Below are 18,059 nucleotides of genomic sequence, written 5' to 3' on the forward strand. Positions count from 1 at the left end.
CTCGTTGAATGGAATTATGTTTCGAAAGCATATTTATCACCTCAAGATTTTCTTAATACAAGTTTAAATCAAAAAAGACTGTAGGAAAACTCAATTTTAATGAGTTTGTCTACAGTCTGAGAGTGTCTTACTTCATCTGAAGATAAGACACTCTTTTTTATGGTTGGATACGGTGAAAATAGGGATTTTGTGATTGGAATTTGGCGATAATCCGGGTTTTTCTAATTATTTTCTGCAGTTAACACTTCATATTTTCGTTGGATTTTATAAAGTCGAAAAGATAATCCAATTGCTCCAGCGGCAAGCCCAGAAATAAGACCAATCCAATATCCAAAAGCACCCAAAGAAGTATACGTAGCAACAAGATATCCAACTGGAAGTCCAATTACCCAATAAGAGATGAGAGCCATAATAAATGTTACATTCACATCTTTATATCCTCTTAGGATACCTTGAATTGGTGCAGCTATTGCATCTGATAATTGAAAGAAAATCGCATAAATTAAGAAATCCTGTGTCAGCTTAAGTACGGCATTATCAGAAGTATAAAGTGACGCAACTTCCGGTCTAAAGAAATAAATCAGTGCAGCAGAAATGAGAGATAGCATGAGCGCTAATCCTATACCTATATAGCTGTATTGTCTTGCATCCCTTATTCTTTTTGCCCCAACTTCTTGTCCGATGACAATAGTGAGAGCTAAAGAAATGCTTAACGGAAGCATGTAAAGAAAAGAAGCAAAATTAATGGCTGCCTGATGTGAGGCAATTGTAACGGTATGATATTGACTCATAAGTAGTGTAACAGCAGCAAAAATACTAGTTTCAAAGAATATGGAAAGTCCAATAGGTACACCAATTTTTAAAATTTCTCCCCATGCCTTTAAAGAAATAGGATAGAACGTCTTAAAAATATAGTACTCCTTAAAAGGAGATCGTTTGTTAACGATAAAGATAGCAATTGCCGTAATACACCAATAAGTTATGGCAGATGCAATACCTGCACCTATTCCCCCAAGAGCAGGAAATCCAAATTTCCCGAAGATAAACAAGTAGTTGAATACAAAGTTTATTGGTAAGGAAGTAAGTGTGATAATCATAGTTACTCTGGTAAACCCCAACGCATCAATAAAACATCTTATGACTGCGTATAAAAATAAAGGGAAAATCCCCAGTGATAATGAAATTAAATACCATTTGGCTATATAGCGAACCTCATTTTCAAGACCCATATTTAATAAGATGGGATCCAATACAAAAAAACCTAAAATAAAAATAAGAACGGAAATAAAAATGCTAACATACAGACCCTGTACTACCATAAACGGAACATCTTTTGTTTTTTTTGCCCCGACTAGCTGGGCAACAATAGGGGTTACGGATAATAAAATCCCACTTAAACCGGTATAAACGGGTACCCATAAACTGGATCCAATCGCAACACCCGCTAAGTCATTTGGATGTACTTTGCCTGACATAGTTGTGTCAAAAAAATTCATCGAAAATAGACCTAGTTGAGTGATGAGAATCGGGAATAAAATACTTGTAAGATAAATTATTTTTTTCTTGTTTAATACGTTTATTTTCATGTTACATCCTCATTTCAAAAAGATACCTGTTGCATTATAACATGAAAAAGAAAAATAGTAGTTTATTTCGGCTGATTGTTATCAGATTTACGTGACTCACCTTTAAACATTTGATAATAAAAAAAACCTAAGGATATGACACCTAAAATACTAAACGTATATTGAAGAATCTTTTGAGTAATCATACGTACACCTCCTATAAGTAGTATGGTTCGATAAATGGAAAAAATACACAAAGTAAAAAAATCAAAAATAGAATGAATGAAAAAGACTAATCAAAAGGGAGGATTGAGCATATTGGAACAAAATCAAACATTTACATCTATCAAACATCACATTGCTGTTCACCTAAGTCAAATAATTGATGAATCACAAACAATGAGAAATTCACTGGATGAGAAAGAATATTGTCTATTATGCGAGCTTGCTCATATAAGAGATCTCTTTAATGAAATACAATCTTCCGCGTCTTTCTTTTATTTAAAGGCTTATATAGAAAAATTTACAACTCAATACATAGAGATCGCTAAGGCGATTCAAAATCTGGCTGAAAAAAGGCACGGGGCACTAATTGTTGTAGAAAGAGAAAACCCGGTTTCTGACCATATACAGGGAGGTATTCCATTAAATGCTACGATCTCCAATCGCTTAATCGAAAGTATTTTCTATCCGGGAAATCCTCTCCATGATGGGGCAATATTAGTGAAGGGAGATTATATTATTTCCGCTGCAAATGTATTGCCTTTAACAAACCAGGATTTTGGATCAGAGAAAGTAGGAACAAGACATAGGGCAGGTATCGGCCTTACGGAGATGACTGATTCTTTAGTACTCATCATTTCAGAGGAAACAGGAAAAATGTCGTTTGCACTAGCGGGAACCCTTTATCCTATTATCTCACCTGAATCTAGTCTCCAATAAAAAAATAATTATGTAAAAGTCAGAACATAGTTTCTGACTTTTTTTATTATATAGAAATTCGAAGGATACTAGATTAAGAAGTGAGTGGGGTAAGCTGAAATAGAGTGAATGTCTGTCTATGTAAAATTTTGTATAGTAAAAAGGAAGGATTTGTATCATTTTACCTGTTTTTATTAAATTTATTTATAAATATGTAGTTTTATGTCTGATAATCTATTAAACTAAGCTTATGATGAGTAGGAGGTAATAGTAGAAATGAAACAAAAAATATTAGGATTGACAGCAACAGCAGTTGTTGGGTCATCATTATTTGCTTCAGTCGCTGCAGCAGATGAGAAAATTAAAGTTAAAAGTGGTGATACACTTTGGGATTTGTCAAGGCAGTATGATACAACAGTTAACAACCTTAAGCAATGGAATTCATTACATAGTGACTTTCTTCAGGTTGGACAAGTTCTAAAGGTAAAAACATCTACTACTACGAATAATCAATCAAGTAATAGTACAACATCGAGTTCTTCTTCATCAACTTCAGCTGAAAGTGTAACATACACTGTGAAAAGCGGAGATTCATTATGGGTGATTGCTAGAGCTCATAATACATCAGTTGCTGAGCTAAAGAAACTAAACAATTTAACAAGTGATCTTATCCGTGTTGGTCAAAAATTATCGGTTAGAAAACAAGCCGGTCAAACTAATCAGAAAAATGAAGAAACGGTTAGCAACAATAAACCTGAGCAAGATTCATCAAATGTCGTTTCTACATACAAGGTTTTACCAGGTGATTCGTTATGGAAAATAGCCAATAAATTTGACTTAACGATTGCAGAAATAAAAGTAGCAAATAATCTTAAATCAGATGTTATTCGAGTTGGTCAGGTTTTAAAATTGAATGGTGATAAGACAATTAGTCAAGATACAAATAACACGGTGTCAAAACCTTCGCAATCACAAAATCAATCCTCAAAAATTGACACAATGATAAGTGAAGCGAAATCACTAATGGGAACTCCATACCGTTGGGCTGGAAATACACCAAGTGGTTTTGATTGCAGTGGATTTATTTATTATGTTCTAAATAAAGTTACATCTGTGTCTCGCTTAAGTACAGCGGGTTATTGGGATACGATGAAATCTGTAAGCAATCCTGCAGTAGGAGATTTTGTCTTCTTTACTACATATAAGGCAGGTCCATCACATATGGGAATTTATTTAGGAAATAATGAATTTATTCATGCTAGCAGCTCAGGAGTTACGATAAGTAAACTGGATAATTCATATTGGAAGCAGCGCTATCTTGGTGCTAAGCGCTATTTATAGAATCCTTTAGGATTCTATTTTTTTTGAGATAAAAAATAGGGTTGGATTTAGTGATTAATTACCACCTAAAGTACTATCGTAAACTTTGAATACTTACAATCTTTTTAGTATACTCATGTTTGGTATGAACGTTTGAAAAAGGTATAAAAGGAAGGACAAATATGAAAAACATAGAAGCTTATCAATTACCAATGGACATTCAAAAATTAATAAAGGATAGATCAACAAGAGAAGTACATGAGGACGATGAATTATTAATCGGTGAGAGCGGATATACTCCAACTGATGATTCTATTATTTATGATGCAATGATTGCATTAGCTCTCGGAAAAAATGTTTTATTAAAAGGTCCAACAGGATCTGGAAAAACCAAACTTGCTGAAACTTTATCAAATCTATTTCAGCAGCCGATGCATAGTATTAACTGTTCTGTTGATTTAGACGCAGAAGCATTATTAGGCTTTAAAACAATTGAAAACAATCAAAGTGGAACTTCGATTGAATTTATTGCAGGACCTGTTGTGAAAGCGATGAAAAAAGGACATCTTCTATATATCGATGAAATTAATATGGCTAAACCGGAAACATTACCTATATTAAATGGAGTACTGGATTATCGAAGAATGATTACAAATCCATTTACAGGTGAAGTTGTGAGATCTCATGAGCACTTTGGTGTTATTGCTGCGATAAATGAAGGATATGTTGGTACAGTACCCTTAAATGAAGCATTAAAAAACCGTTTTATTGTCATTGAAGTTCCATATATTCAAGACGATGAATTAAAATCGGTTCTTGAAAAACAATCCAAGCTTAAAGATCCAACGTTAATTAAAACATTTACAAAGTTGTCAGCTGATTTGTTAAGTCTTGTTCAAAATGGACAGGTTTCAGAAGAAGCTGCATCAATACGGGCACTAATTGATACATGTGATTTAGCTTGCTATCTCCCTCCTAAACGTGCTGTCGAAAGAGGAATTGTTGAAAAGCTGGAGGATGAAAGAGAAAAAGCAGCCATTCGAAATGTGGCTGAAACTCTATTTGAGTGAGGTTTTGGTTTTGAGATTTATTAAGTTTAACGATCAACAAGTTGATTCATTTCTTTTTATGGAACTAGCTGATCTTTCAAAAGGACTTACAAAGAATCGTGATATGGAAGTGGATTATAGTGTCCAATCTTATTTAGATCCATTTGAAAAAAAGATATATGTTAGTCATTTTTGGGATCATCGTGAAAAAATCGAGACAGAATTAGCATTAAAAAGTGATGTATATCTACGGAGTATTGGAAATTATTTTCATACAGATTTTCGAGAGCTTGGCTTATTTATACAAAAAGTAAGACCGTTAAAGCTCAATAGCTTTGCCAAACAACTTTGTATGCTGCTGGAAGATCTTCGGATAGAAGAGGTATGTATAAAAGAAAGACCAGGTACAAAACCGGCGTTTTACTTGAGAAAAAGGTTATACCGTAGACATTTTCAAAGCCAACTTATTATTCATAAGGAACGTAGTATTTTAACAGACGCTCTATTTAACGCACTCTATCTAATCCTGACGGCTGAATCTACATTGGAACAAGTCCCTGCATTGTCAGAAAACATAGATCGGACATTACCTTATATTCAAACTCAAATCTTTCAAGTTTTTGAAGCTTCTTCAACCTCACACATTATTAAGATTGTTTTAAATGTAGTTGTTATTTTAGAAGAGCTTATGGATCAAGACATGCTTAATACTTATTTTTATTTAGCTGATCTTCCGTACGAATCGATAAAAGCTTCAAGTCTTTTTGATGAGTTAAAGAGAAAATCAAAATTAAAAAATAAAGATCAAATCGAAGATGCTAAAAAGGGTGATGAAGATGTTCATAGTGACAAACTTCCAACCTGGCATAGTGAAACAAGTAAGCCAACCAAAAGTTTTTTACAATTTGATTTAGAACAAGGAACAAACACAACACTTAATGGTGATGGGACTGTTCGTGAAGGCGAAGATACAGATCAAGCACTTGCAATGGTACAAGGGACATCCGGAAAAGCTAAAAAAAATGATTATTCAAAGCTAGAAGCTATGGAGTCGCAAAAAGAAGAAAGATCTAGTGTTGGGGAGCATGTATATGGGAAGGAAAATAAATATGCTGTACCAATATTTGTTCAATCAAAGCTCCCATCAGCAGATGATATAGATAAATACAAACATGATCAACATGATATTCTTCTATTTCAGAAAAAATTAAAATTAATGATACAAAAAACCTTGGAACATAAAAGAACATTGCCAAGAACAGATCTTCATATAGGGAGGTTAAACAAAAAGCTTCTAAGATTATTGACAGAAGAAAATCCTAAGCTGTTTTATAAAAAGCAGGAAAGATCACCGGATATTGATGCTGTTTTTACTCTTTTAGTTGATTGTTCTGCCTCCATGTTTGATAAAATGGACCAAACAAAGCTGGGAATTATACTCTTTCATGAAACATTAAAGTCTGTCAGAGTTCCGCATCAGATAGTAGGTTTTTGGGAAGATACAAATGAAGCTTCCAAATCCCGACAGCCGAACCATTTTCATACAGTTATTTCCTTTAAGGATTCATTGCAGAGTCAATCAGGACCAGAGATTATGCAATTATCTCCAGAAGAAGATAATCGAGATGGGTATGCAATAAGACATATGACCGAACAATTAATGAAAAGAAATGAAAAGCAAAAATTTCTGCTCGTGTTTTCCGATGGTGAACCAGCCGCAACCGGGTATGAAAGAAATGGGATAATTGATACACATGAAGCTGTATTAGATGGCAGGAAGTTTGGGATAGAAGTAATGAATGTCTTTTTATCAACAAATGAAGTCGATGAAGCGACCAAAAAAACCATCCAAAATATTTATGGAAGGTACAGTGTTTTTGTTGAAAAAATTGAAGAGCTTCCAGAACAATTATACCCATTACTAAAAAGATTGTTATTAAAAACAATCTAGTTGTTCTTATAGAAAAGCAATGATTATTTGATAGTAGGACAAAATCTGAAGTATGATTTTGTCCTTATGTTTTGAGATAGATACTATTGAATTAATCTAAAAAATAGATCGATAATTTGTCTGTTTTTAGGGACGCTTTGACATAGAAAAATTTATCAAAATTTACTCTAAAATAATAAAAATTGTACTTTTCTTCCAAGGATTTGTAGTATGATAGAGGTAAGGAAGAGGGGGTATTATTTGATAATTCTAATTATTTAAATAATTGAGAGCGCTAAGAATAGTTATTGAAAAAAGGACCAAATTTTTTTAAATTTTTCAATCATCTATCTTGGAATGTGTAGACACCAATGTTAAAATAGCATTGGAAGCGTTTTAATATCATACTACTATACTTGTAAGAGTGGTTAATATCGTAGGATAATAATTTTTCCACCTGCGTATCAGAAATATTTTTTCTGATCACTTATGAATCTTTGGGGGTAATGTAAGATGGCAGTAGGCACAAGTAAGCAAAATTTCCCTTGGGAAGACTTCCATGGTCCAAACCTCGGCTATATCATGGAACAATATGATCAATATAAAATTGATCCAAATTCTATTGATATAGAATTAAAAGAAATATTTGATAACTGGGGTTCTCCTTCAATACAAATGAAATCTAATAATCAACAAACATTAGCTGAAGGTGAAACAATTTCAGCTGATAAAATGAAAAAAGTAGCAGAAGCAGTAAAACTTGTAACTAATATCCGTAGATATGGTCACTTATATGCTGCTGTGTATCCTTTTGGGGATACTGCTGAGAAAAATGAATTTTTACAACTTGAAGAATATGATTTAACTGAAGAAGATTTAAAGTATATTCCTGTAAACCTTCTATGTGAGGATGTTCCAGCACATGTTACAAATGGACTAGAGGCATACCAGTACTTAAAAGAAGTTTACAAAGGTTCTATTGCTTTTGAGTTTAGCCATGTACATAATTACGAGGAAAAGACGTGGCTTCTTAAAATGGTTGAGTCCGGTACAATCTTTAAAAATCTGTCGAAAGAAAAGCGAATTTCGATTTTAAAGAGATTAACAGAAGTAGAAGGATTTGAGCAATTTTTGCATCGTACATTTGTAGGGCAGAAGCGTTTCTCTATTGAAGGACTGGATATGCTTGTTCCTGTTCTTGATGAATTGATTTCAAATGCAGTTGAAGCAGGTACGGATACTATTAACATTGGAATGGCACACCGTGGACGTTTAAATGTTTTAGCCCATGTCCTTGGAAAACCATATGAAATTATCTTTTCAGAGTTTCAACATGCACCAAATAAGGAATTAGTACCTTCAGAAGGATCTATTGGCATTAACTATGGCTGGAGTGGGGATGTAAAATATCATCTGGGTGCAAACAAGCAATTCATGGATGAAAGCACTGGTCGAGCTAAAGTTACATTGGCTAATAACCCAAGTCATTTAGAATTCATCGATCCTATTGTTGAAGGATACACACGTGCTGCACAAGAAGTTCGCACAGAGAAAGGCTATCCTAAACAAAGTGTAAATGATGCGATGGCTATCTTGATTCATGGAGATGCTGCCTTTCCAGGTGAAGGAATTGTTGCAGAAACTCTTAATTTAAATAAACTAACTGGCTATCAAACAGGTGGAACAATCCATATTATTGCAAATAATATGATTGGGTTTACGACAGAAAGTCGTGATTCTCGCTCGACAAAATATGCAAGTGATTTAGCAAAAGGGTACGAAATTCCAATTGTCCATGTGAATGCTGATGATCCTGAAGCATGTATTGCAGCTGTTTATATTGCAATGGAGTACCGTAAAAAATTCAAAAGTGATTTCTTAATTGATCTCATTGGTTATCGTCGATTCGGACATAATGAAATGGATGAACCGTCAATGACACAGCCTCAGCTATATGAAAAAGTACGCAAACATCCTACTGTACGTAAATTGTATGCGGAATCACTAGAAAATGAGAATGTGCTCGGGTCAGACGATATTCAAAAGATCAATGATGAAGTGCAGGGAACTCTTGATAGAGCATATCAAAAGGTTCCAGATAAAAAAGCTGCTGAAACTCACGAAATTAAATTACCGAAGTTTGTTAACAGTGGACTTCCTGCGTTACAAACAGCTGTTAACAAAGACAAGCTACTTAAATTAAATGACGAATTGGTAAAATGGCCGGAAAATTTCAATGTTTTTTCTAAACTGCAAAGAATCTTAGAAAAAAGAGCAAAAGGTCTTAAAGAAGAAGGTAAAGTAGAGTGGGCACTTGGTGAGGCGTTAGCATTTGCATCTATCCTTACGGATGGAACACCAATTCGTTTAACTGGACAAGATTCACAACGCGGAACATTTGCTCAAAGACATATTGTTTTACACGATGTCAATACTGGAGAGTTTTACTCACCTTTACACAAACTGTCAGATGCTAAAGCATCATTTGCTATTCATAACAGTCCATTATCTGAAGGTTCGGTTATTGGCTTTGAATATGGCTACAATGTGTACGCTCCAGAAACATTGGTTTTATGGGAAGCCCAATATGGAGATTTTGCAAATGCTGCTCAAGTATTTTTTGATCAGTTTATTGCAGCAGGTCGTGCAAAATGGGGTCAAAAATCCGGACTAATCATGCTGTTACCTCACGGTTTTGAAGGTCAAGGACCAGAGCATTCCAGTGGAAGACTTGAAAGGTTTTTACAGCTTGCTGCAGAAGATAGCTGGCAAGTAGCAAATTTAACAAGTGCTGCACAATATTTTCATATATTACGCAGACAGGCTGATTTGCTAAAACGTGAAGAGGTCAGACCGCTAGTTATCATGACGCCGAAGAGCTTGTTAAGAAATCCACAAACTGTTTCAGATCTGAATGAATTATGTGAAGGTGAATTCAAGCCAGTTATTGAACAACCTGGTCTTGGTCATTCACCGGAAAAAGTGAAAAGACTTGTTCTATGTTCAGGAAAAATCGCTACTGATTTAACGGATAAATTAAATTCCTTAGATGGAAATCAAGACTGGGTGCATATGTTGAGAGTGGAAGAATTATATCCATTCCCTAAGAAAATAATCCTTTCAATACTAGAAAATTTATCTTCTCTTGAAGAAATCGTTTGGGTTCAGGAGGAGCCGCAAAATATGGGGGCTTGGAGCTTCATCGACGCTAAGCTGAGAGAAATTGCACCGGACGGAATTCCAGTGAAATATATTGGCAGAAGAAGAAGACAAAGTCCTGCAGAAGGTGATCCTAATATTCATAAGAAGGATCAAGAACGTATTGTAACAGAAGCATTGACTTGGAATAAATAATATTGACCATTTATGTATTGACTAAATTGAAAAATGCGGAACTTGCTGATGATCAATAATTCGCTTCTATTGTGTATCTACTGTATGAGCGAAACTCTTATAAAAGCAAGTGCTCAAGGGGGAACCAACACATGGCTGAAATTAAAGTACCAGAACTAGCAGAATCTATTACTGAAGGAACAATTGCACAATGGCTTAAACAACCTGGGGATGCTGTTGAGAAAGGCGAATACCTATTAGAAGTTGAGACAGACAAGGTAAACGTTGAATTAACTGCTGAATTTTCTGGAGTTTTAAAAGAGCTGCACAAAGAATCAGGTGATACTGTTCAAGTTGGAGAGACAATCGGGGTAATTGATGAGAGTGGAGAAACTTCTAGCTCACAACCGCAGGACGTGAAGCAAGAAGGCAAGGCACCAGAAGCTGTACAACAAAATGAAGCAGAAGGTAAAGAGGAGAAAAAACAAAGACCAATTGCTTCACCTTCAGCACGTAAACTTGCAAGAGAGCGTGGAATAGATTTACAACATGTGCAAACAGTTGATCCTCTTGGTCGAGTAAGAAAACAGGATGTTGAGTCCTTCTCAGGTAAAGATGTACCAAATCAGCAACAACAGGCTGCAACTCCGAAAACTGCTGCACCAAAACCAGCTGTTTCTGCTCAGGAAGATGTACCTGGTAAACCGGTTGAGCGAATTAAGATGTCTAGAAGACGTCAAACAATTGCTAATCGCTTAGTGGAGGTACAACAAACTGCTGCAATGCTAACAACCTTTAATGAAGTTGATATGTCCGCTGTTATGGAGGTTCGCAAACGTAGAAAAGATAAATTCTATGAACAGCACGATGTTCGTTTAGGATTCATGTCGTTCTTTACAAAGGCAGTAGTAGCGGCGTTAAAACAATTCCCATTACTAAATGCTGAAATTCAAGGGAACGAGATTTTAATGAAAAAGTTCTATGACATAGGGATTGCAGTATCAGCACCTGAAGGCTTGGTTGTACCTGTAGTTCGTGATGCAGATCGATTAAACTTTGCTGGAATTGAAGGCGAAATTCTAAACCTGGCAAAGAAAGCACGTGACAATAAACTAAGTTTAAGTGATCTTCAAGGCGGTACCTTTACAATTACAAATGGGGGAGTATTCGGATCACTATTATCTACCCCAATTTTAAATGGTCCACAAGTAGGGATTCTAGGTATGCATAAAATTCAATTGCGACCTGTTGCAATTGATGAAGAAAGAATGGAAAACCGTCCTATGATGTACATTGCGCTTTCATATGATCATCGTATTGTTGACGGTAAAGAAGCGGTTAGCTTCCTAGCAACAGTTAAAGAATTGCTGGAAGATCCAGAATCATTATTACTAGAAGGCTAAGCTATTACAATAGGAAGGTTGGCACTTATTGAAGGGTGCCAGCCTTTTTTCATTGAAAACATTTTACTATAATGGATTTTACATGTAATGTCATCTTTCAAATGCTTTTATAAAAGTATTATGTCAACTTGAAAACTGAAAGAATATTTTTAAAATATAATTTAAATTATGCTAGTAAAATGTTAAAATGTAGACTTATATAATGTTTGTGATGGATTGATACTAAAAGTCATAAGAATATTCCTTTTAATAAATATATTCATTAGTAACAAACAAAGTTTGCATTAGAGGTGATGAAGTGAGTAAATCAGTCGAACAATGGTCGTCAAAAATCACGTTTATCCTTGCCGCGGCAGGTTCAGCAATTGGGCTTGGGGCAATATGGAAATTTCCATATGTTGCTGGAACAAGTGGTGGGGGCGTTTTTTTCCTAATATTTATATTATTTACCTTATTAGTCGGATTGCCGCTCTTACTTGGTGAATTTATTATTGGTAGGAGTACAAAAAGTGATGCGATATTAGCTTATAAACAAATTGCCCCAAATTCATCTTGGCATCTAATTGGTAGATTGGGTGTTATCACATGCTTTATTTTGCTGTCTTTTTATAGTGTTGTAGGGGGATGGATTCTCATTTATTTGGTAAAAGCTCTAACAGGTCAATTAAGCGGACTAACTGAGCAGGAGTATGGAGAATTATTTGGAGCGAGTATTTCAGATCCTATTTTAACAGTAGTAGCTCAGTTGATTTTTCTGCTTATTACGAGCTATGTAGTGTCTAAAGGCGTTTCAAACGGAATTGAAAAAGCAAGTAAATTTATGATGCCTGCCCTTTTTATCTTATTTATTTTTATCATTATTCGATCAGTTACACTAGATGGTGCTATGGAAGGGATTATCTTTTTCTTAAAGCCTGATTTTGCAAAGGTGACATCTGAAACAGTTTTATATGCAATGGGACAATCCTTCTTTGCATTAAGTGTTGGTGTTTCGGTTATGGTCACATATAGTTCTTATTTATCTAAGAATGAAAACCTCCCCCAATCCGCAATATCAATAGTAGGGCTTAATCTATTAGTAGCTTTATTAGCAGGGTTAGCAATTTTTCCTGCTGTATTTTCATTCGGATTAGCACCGGATGCGGGTCCTGTTTTATTATTTAATGTACTTCCAACGGTTTTTAATCAAATGCCATTCGGGACTATTTTCTTAGTTGCCTTTTTATTATTATTTTTATTTGCAACTTTAACATCTGCCTTTTCAATGCTTGAAATTATTGTTGCGCCTATATCAAAAGGGAATGAAAAGAAAAGAAATCTATTTTCATGGGTTGTAGGCTTATGTATCTTTGCTGTAGGAATTCCGTCAGCATTATCGTATGGTGTGCTTTCAAATATAACTATATTTGGAAAGTCTATTTTTGATGCTGCTGATTTTTTGGTTAGTAATATGCTTATGCCATTAGGGGCGTTATTAATTGCGGTATTTGTTCCGTTGAAGATTACTAAAGAAGACTTGTTTGAAGAGCTTCAGAATGGTTCAACAATAAGTAAAAAAATATTTACTTGTTGGTATCTTCTTTTAAAATACGTTTCTCCGATTGTTATTATTGTTGTATTTTTAGATGTACTAGGGATAATTTGATGTACGAAAAGGGTAACTTTGAGAATGTTTTAAAGTTACCCTTGTTTTCTATATTAAGTAAATGGTCATTAATAGGGATTCCATTTTATTTGTTGTGCTTCATGGAAACGTCTTTCAACTTCCTTCCAATTAACAACATTCCACCAATTATCAACATATTTCTTTCGGTCGTTTTTATATTGAAGATAATAAGCATGTTCCCACACGTCAAGCGTTAGAAGCGGGATAACATCCCATTGACTCAGGTTTTGGTGTTTTTCTGCTTGAAGTATTTCTAATCGATGTGCTCGCGGTGACCAAACCAAAATAGCCCAGCCAACAGCTTCTACGTTTTTAGCTGCTTCTGAAAAATGTTGTTTGAATTGTTCAAAGCTTCCAAACGATAAGTTGATTTCCCTCATCAGCATACCCGAAGGCTTTCCTCCGCCATTAGGTGTCATGATTGACCAAAATATTGTGTGTAAGTAATGTCCCGCTCCATGGAATGCTGCTTCACGCTCCCAATGTTTAATTAATTCATAATTACCAGTCTTTCTTGCCTTTTGCATTTCTTTTTCGGCTTTATTTAATCCGTCGACATAGCTTTGATGATGTTTATCATGATGTAAGCGCATAATCTCCTGGTGAATATACGGCTCCAATGCATTATAGGCGTATGGCAACGGAGGGAGTGTATGACCTCCTATAGGCACAGTTTTCTTCTGATTTTGTATTCGCTCATTCTCCTGACGCTCTTCAGAATCAAAATAAGCTTCAAATCTGGTAAATAATTCGTCTGCACGTTGATAAACATCTTTAGGGTCCAAGTCTGATGTTTCATTAAGTTCATCTTGCAGGTGTATAAGTTCATTTTTCCATGATTCTAAACTCGTTATATCATGATTGCGTCTTAAATCCTTAATTGAATCTTCGTAACTCTTTAAAATATCATCACACCATTTTTTCATTGATGTCATGTATGGCTCTGACATGTTAAATCGCCTCCTAGACAGCAGTCCTAGACAATATATGCAAAAAAATTGAAAGAGTTGATTCTTTTCTTTGTCATTAACATTGTGGTTAGGAACTTACAATAGAATGAGTAAATATTTTTTTCTTATAATGTGCTAAGGCTAAAAGGGGGAAAATATCATTATAGCTGTGATAATGGATATAAAATTGCCCTGGTAGCCCTATACCGGTGGGATAAGTTAGCGCAGTATGTGAAAAGGAAGAAGGATTGAGTAAATGAGCGATTCCTTTTTGTACAGATTCCTTTTTGTATGCGTTACTTTGTATCAAAGTATCTAGAGCCCAAGAAGTTTGAGAAGGTGTACTATAAAGAAGCGGTGTATATTTTTTTTTGATACTGCTTATACAGGATTCTCCCCATCCACCAGTATCAAGCTGAACGGATTCCAACCATTGAATAGCCTTTTGTATAACAGGGGAATTAGCTGATACTCCTACAGATATCATTCCAGTAACTGCAGCCCATGTACCGTATATATAACAAACACCCCACCTGCCATACCAGGAGCCATTTCTTTCTTGATTGTTTTCCAACCATTGAATTGCAGCTTTAATGCTTGGATGTTGTTTAGATAGTCCCGCATAAGTACCTAAAAACTCAAGTGTTCTGCCGGTTAAGTCAGGTGTTGATGGATCGATAGCTGCGTCCTTCGCATTCTCTAGGGGGATAAGAGTAAGTAACGCCAGATCAGTGTTTTTTTCAAAAGCTCCCCAACCTCCGTCTGCATTTTGCATAGATAGAAGATAGGTTACACCTCTGTACCAAGCAGTTCGGACTCTATCGTTTAATATAGCTGTACGGGTTATAGCGCGCAAAACTGCAGATGTATCATCATTATCTGGGACCATTGTGTTATTATGAGAAAACCCCCAACCTCCTGGTGTAACATTGGGATTATGAATCTTCCAATCTCCTTTTTTTGTATGTTGTTTAGAAAGAAGAAAAGAAGTAGCTTGTTGAATTGTCTTTTCTTGGTTAGAAACGTTTGCTTCTTGTAATGCATAACTTATTAAAGCGGTATCCCATACAGTGGAAGTTGAGTTTTCTAAATGAATTCCATTACATGAAGTAGAAACTAATTGTTTTAAACCGTTTATAGCATTGAGAATCGTAGGAGAGTTTTTACTATACCCAAGTGAAAGAAGGGCAAAAATCATAAAAAAAGTTGCGCTAGCATAACTGTATAAAGTACCATCTTCCTCTATTCTTTTTAACATATATCTCTCAGCAAGCTGATAGCCTAGACGATGCAAATATTTTGGTAGTGTTAATAGTTTTTTCATTTCATTCATAAATAATGAGTGAGAGCGAAAATGATTTAGTAGGTGCTGTGGAGAAGGTTGTCTGTACAGGTGGCTTAATACAGGAGTATAGGCAGATTTTAATGTGAACTTTTTGTTTGCAGCCACCATCATAGGGATAAAGTGAATTCTTGCATAAGCACTAAATTGGTAGAAGTTTAAAGGGAACGATGTTGGAGTAAGTAGAAATGTCATAGGTACATAGAAGAGTGTTGGCCATGGGTAAAGTCCGTTGACAGCTAGCATCCATTTGGTCATAAAATGTGCATTGTTTAAACCACCTTTTTCTTTTATAAATTGTTCAGCCTTTTTTAAAGCAGGATGATCCTGAGATAGAAAGCCGGAGAACAATAATGCACAATAAGCCTGTATCGTGGCAGATAAATTACCATCCTCTTCGTCAGGATAAGCTTTCCAGGTCCCTTCTTTTGATTGGGTTGAAAGTAATCGGTCTGTCAAATTCTTTATTAACATTTCCTCATTTTTGCTGTCTAATGCCCTAAGTGTAATAACCATAAACGCATCAGTCATTAATCCACCTTCGAAGCAATATTTCCAAGACCCGTCACTATTTTGTGTGTGTTTTAACTTGTCTACAAAAGAAAAAATGGATTGATCAAGTTTGTTGTTTGTAAGCATATCTATTCTTCACCTCACCATAGGCTATGCAGGGGGTTAGTTGTATATGTGTGATGAAATGATGCTATGTATCAATGTGTTACTATAGAGTGAAACCATTTCTATTATGTTTAACACACTCGGATTCTATGTTTAAATAATAATACGTTCTGCATACTTTTAAAAAATTAGTTTTCTTGCATTGATTGGCATTTTAGAAAGAATCAGATAGAATATAACATATGAATGTGAAAGGTGGATTTGCTTTGATACATAAAACATGGCAAGAATCAAAGGCACTAAAAAAAGTAAAATGCGTTCATACAAACGCAGCAAAATACATGGTTGACCGTGCACTTACTGCAGGGAAAGAGTATGATGTTCAAAATGAAACAGAGGAATTTTACTTTGTTATTGACAATACTGGCAAGGTTGGCGGCTACTATAAAGATTATTTTGAAAATGCTTAACGTTGAGAAAGGAATGGAAAAACAGTCCATTCCTTTTATGTTTTTCCACCTAAGTTTGACATCCCTCTCATTATTATTATAATTGATAATAATGATTGAAGTGGGGAGAGGTTGAAGTATTGAATTCAAAAGCAAAGCTAATTCTTCATCCAGTGAGAATGAAAATCGTACAAACATTAATTGGAAGAAAAGAGTTGAATGTCCAGCAAATCCAATCAAGATTAACAGAAGTTCCACAGGCCACTTTATATCGCCATCTAAATAAACTTTTAGAAGGAAATGTAATTCAGGTTGTTAAGGAAAATCAAATTCGAGGAACGGTTGAAAAATTTTACGCATTAAATGAACAAGAACAATCAGCAACAGGAGATATTCAAAAATTAAACCGTGATGAACATTTGCATTTATTTTTAACTTTTATGACCTATTTATTAGGTCAATATGAAGCCTATTTACAACAAGATGAAATTGATTTAGTTAAAGATGGGGTTAGTTTTAGGCAAGCAATGATTTATTTATCCGATCAAGAATTTCAAGAATTTATCGCTGAATTGTCAGAAGTCTTTTTGAGAGTTATTAATAATGAACCATCTAATGAAAGAAAGGCAAGGAATATTTCTACAATTTTCATCCCTGATGCAAAAAAATAGTAGGATCTAATTAAGGTTTTCAATTATAATAAGATAATAAAATATTCATGGAGAACATTTGTAAGGCTACATAGAAAGGGAAATGAAAAAATGTGTGATCAAACATATATAATCAGAGATGCAAACATTGAAGATCTTCCGCGAATAGTTGAAATTTATAATACATCCATACCCGGTAAACTTGCAACAGCTGATCTAGAAGAGGTAACGGTTGAAAGCCGATTAGCTTGGTTTCATGAACATAACCCTCACCAAAGGCCTTTATGGGTTATAGAAGAAGATCAAGGTATTGTTGGTTGGTTAAGTTTTCAATCCTTTTATGGTAGACCAGCTTATAATGCGACAGCAGAGGTTAGTATTTATCTAGATCCTGTCATACATGGTAAGGGCTATGCCCGTATTTTAATGGATAAAGCAATTTCAGAATGTCCTAACCTAGGGATAAAAACATTGTTAGCATTTGTATTTGGTCATAATGCACCAAGTATTAAGCTTTTTGAACATTATTCATTTGAGAGATGGGCACATCTTCCGAAAATCGCTAATATGGAAGGTGTGGAGAGAGACTTAGTTATTTTAGGAAAAAGAATTATTGAATAACACTAAAAATATAAAATATCTCAGAAAGGATACAAATCATATTTTGTATCCTTTTCGTACTTGCTTAGGAAACTATAAAATTCTTTGAACTGTGAATAAGTGCGCTGCATCCAGCTCCGAAGCACAGGATGTGCAAGTGCAGTTTTTGCGACAGGACGTCGCGCTTTTAAACTGCCAACGCCTAGCCCCTAAGGGTATAGCCACAAATGAATTGAAGACAAAGGACGTCTTCTATTCATTTG

At 35.0% G+C, this 18,059-nt stretch carries 14 protein-coding genes; 10 read left to right on the forward strand and 4 right to left on the reverse strand.

Annotated features, from left to right (window positions below; translation table 11 throughout):
- Positions 1–221: 221 nt before the first annotated feature.
- On the reverse strand, positions 222–1,586 hold the full coding sequence (locus LC095_RS06255; protein WP_226527360.1) for an MATE family efflux transporter: 1,365 nt from the start codon (positions 1,584–1,586) through the stop codon (positions 222–224).
- Between the two features lie 62 nt (positions 1,587–1,648).
- Entirely contained in the window at positions 1,649–1,771 is a 123-nt protein-coding gene (locus LC095_RS26760) for a hypothetical protein (RefSeq protein WP_264195943.1), read from the reverse strand.
- Positions 1,772–1,880: 109 nt separating this feature from the next.
- Here LC095_RS26760 and cdaS point away from each other — a divergent pair, with 109 nt between their 5' ends.
- The 7 genes from cdaS to LC095_RS06290 all read left to right on the forward strand — a co-directional run bounded on the left by cdaS (position 1,881) and on the right by LC095_RS06290 (position 13,166).
- Positions 1,881–2,507 carry a sporulation-specific diadenylate cyclase CdaS gene (gene cdaS, locus LC095_RS06260; protein WP_413467468.1) on the forward strand — a complete coding sequence of 209 codons (627 nt, stop codon included), beginning with the start codon at positions 1,881–1,883 and terminating at the stop codon, positions 2,505–2,507.
- A 255-nt stretch (positions 2,508–2,762) separates the two neighbouring features.
- Positions 2,763–3,827: a LysM peptidoglycan-binding domain-containing protein gene (locus tag LC095_RS06265; protein WP_226527361.1), complete on the forward strand. Its 1,065-nt coding sequence runs from the start codon at positions 2,763–2,765 to the stop codon at positions 3,825–3,827.
- Positions 3,828–4,018: 191 nt separating this feature from the next.
- Positions 4,019–4,876: an ATP-binding protein gene (locus LC095_RS06270; RefSeq protein WP_226527591.1), complete on the forward strand. Its 858-nt coding sequence runs from the start codon at positions 4,019–4,021 to the stop codon at positions 4,874–4,876.
- A 10-nt stretch (positions 4,877–4,886) separates the two neighbouring features.
- Positions 4,887–6,806, forward strand: coding sequence for a vWA domain-containing protein (locus LC095_RS06275; RefSeq protein ID WP_226527592.1), 1,920 nt, complete (start codon positions 4,887–4,889; stop codon positions 6,804–6,806).
- Between the two features lie 492 nt (positions 6,807–7,298).
- Complete coding sequence (gene sucA / locus LC095_RS06280; RefSeq protein ID WP_226527362.1) at positions 7,299–10,139, forward strand: 2-oxoglutarate dehydrogenase E1 component; 2,841 nt, start codon at positions 7,299–7,301, stop codon at positions 10,137–10,139.
- Positions 10,140–10,270: 131 nt separating this feature from the next.
- Positions 10,271–11,521 (forward strand): 2-oxoglutarate dehydrogenase complex dihydrolipoyllysine-residue succinyltransferase, encoded by a 1,251-nt coding sequence (gene odhB, locus LC095_RS06285; protein WP_226527363.1) that lies wholly within the window; start codon positions 10,271–10,273, stop codon positions 11,519–11,521.
- A gap of 298 nt (positions 11,522–11,819) precedes the next feature.
- Complete coding sequence (locus LC095_RS06290) at positions 11,820–13,166, forward strand: sodium-dependent transporter (protein WP_226527364.1); 1,347 nt, start codon at positions 11,820–11,822, stop codon at positions 13,164–13,166.
- Between the two features lie 68 nt (positions 13,167–13,234).
- Here LC095_RS06290 and LC095_RS06295 read toward each other — a convergent pair whose 3' ends face one another.
- Together LC095_RS06295 and shc are read right to left on the reverse strand one after the other, a co-directional pair.
- Entirely contained in the window at positions 13,235–14,137 is a 903-nt protein-coding gene (locus LC095_RS06295; protein ID WP_226527365.1) for a superoxide dismutase, read from the reverse strand.
- Positions 14,138–14,225: 88 nt separating this feature from the next.
- On the reverse strand, positions 14,226–16,118 hold the full coding sequence (gene shc / locus LC095_RS06300) for a squalene--hopene cyclase (RefSeq protein ID WP_226527366.1): 1,893 nt from the start codon (positions 16,116–16,118) through the stop codon (positions 14,226–14,228).
- 245 nt (positions 16,119–16,363) lie between these two features.
- On the opposite strand from shc, the gene LC095_RS06305 reads away from it, so the two are divergent.
- The 3 genes from LC095_RS06305 (at position 16,364) to LC095_RS06315 (ending at position 17,817) form a co-directional block, all read left to right on the forward strand.
- The gene (locus LC095_RS06305) at positions 16,364–16,567 is read left to right on the forward strand and encodes a DUF6501 family protein (RefSeq protein WP_026560748.1); all 204 of its coding nucleotides are present in this window, start codon (positions 16,364–16,366) and stop codon (positions 16,565–16,567) included.
- Positions 16,568–16,686: 119 nt separating this feature from the next.
- Positions 16,687–17,217: a helix-turn-helix domain-containing protein gene (locus tag LC095_RS06310; RefSeq protein ID WP_226527367.1), complete on the forward strand. Its 531-nt coding sequence runs from the start codon at positions 16,687–16,689 to the stop codon at positions 17,215–17,217.
- A 90-nt stretch (positions 17,218–17,307) separates the two neighbouring features.
- Positions 17,308–17,817 (forward strand): GNAT family N-acetyltransferase, encoded by a 510-nt coding sequence (locus LC095_RS06315; protein WP_226527368.1) that lies wholly within the window; start codon positions 17,308–17,310, stop codon positions 17,815–17,817.
- The last annotated feature ends 242 nt before the right edge of the window (positions 17,818–18,059 follow it).

The organism is Metabacillus niabensis, from assembly GCF_020524345.1.
GTDB lineage: Bacteria > Bacillota > Bacilli > Bacillales > Bacillaceae > Metabacillus > Metabacillus niabensis_B.

What these genes read in the sequence shown, in the direction of transcription:
- LC095_RS06255 (WP_226527360.1), bottom strand. Translation starts at nt 1,586, where the DNA reads ATGAAAATAAACGTATTAAACAAGAAAAAAATAATTTATCTTACAAGT.
- LC095_RS26760 (WP_264195943.1), bottom strand. Translation starts at nt 1,771, where the DNA reads ATGATTACTCAAAAGATTCTTCAATATACGTTTAGTATTTTAGGTGTC.
- LC095_RS06265 (WP_226527361.1), top strand. Translation starts at nt 2,763, where the DNA reads ATGAAACAAAAAATATTAGGATTGACAGCAACAGCAGTTGTTGGGTCA.
- LC095_RS06270 (WP_226527591.1), top strand. Translation starts at nt 4,019, where the DNA reads ATGGACATTCAAAAATTAATAAAGGATAGATCAACAAGAGAAGTACAT.
- sucA (WP_226527362.1), top strand. Translation starts at nt 7,299, where the DNA reads ATGGCAGTAGGCACAAGTAAGCAAAATTTCCCTTGGGAAGACTTCCAT.
- odhB (WP_226527363.1), top strand. Translation starts at nt 10,271, where the DNA reads ATGGCTGAAATTAAAGTACCAGAACTAGCAGAATCTATTACTGAAGGA.
- LC095_RS06295 (WP_226527365.1), bottom strand. Translation starts at nt 14,137, where the DNA reads ATGTCAGAGCCATACATGACATCAATGAAAAAATGGTGTGATGATATT.
- shc (WP_226527366.1), bottom strand. Translation starts at nt 16,118, where the DNA reads ATGCTTACAAACAACAAACTTGATCAATCCATTTTTTCTTTTGTAGAC.
- LC095_RS06315 (WP_226527368.1), top strand. Translation starts at nt 17,308, where the DNA reads ATGTGTGATCAAACATATATAATCAGAGATGCAAACATTGAAGATCTT.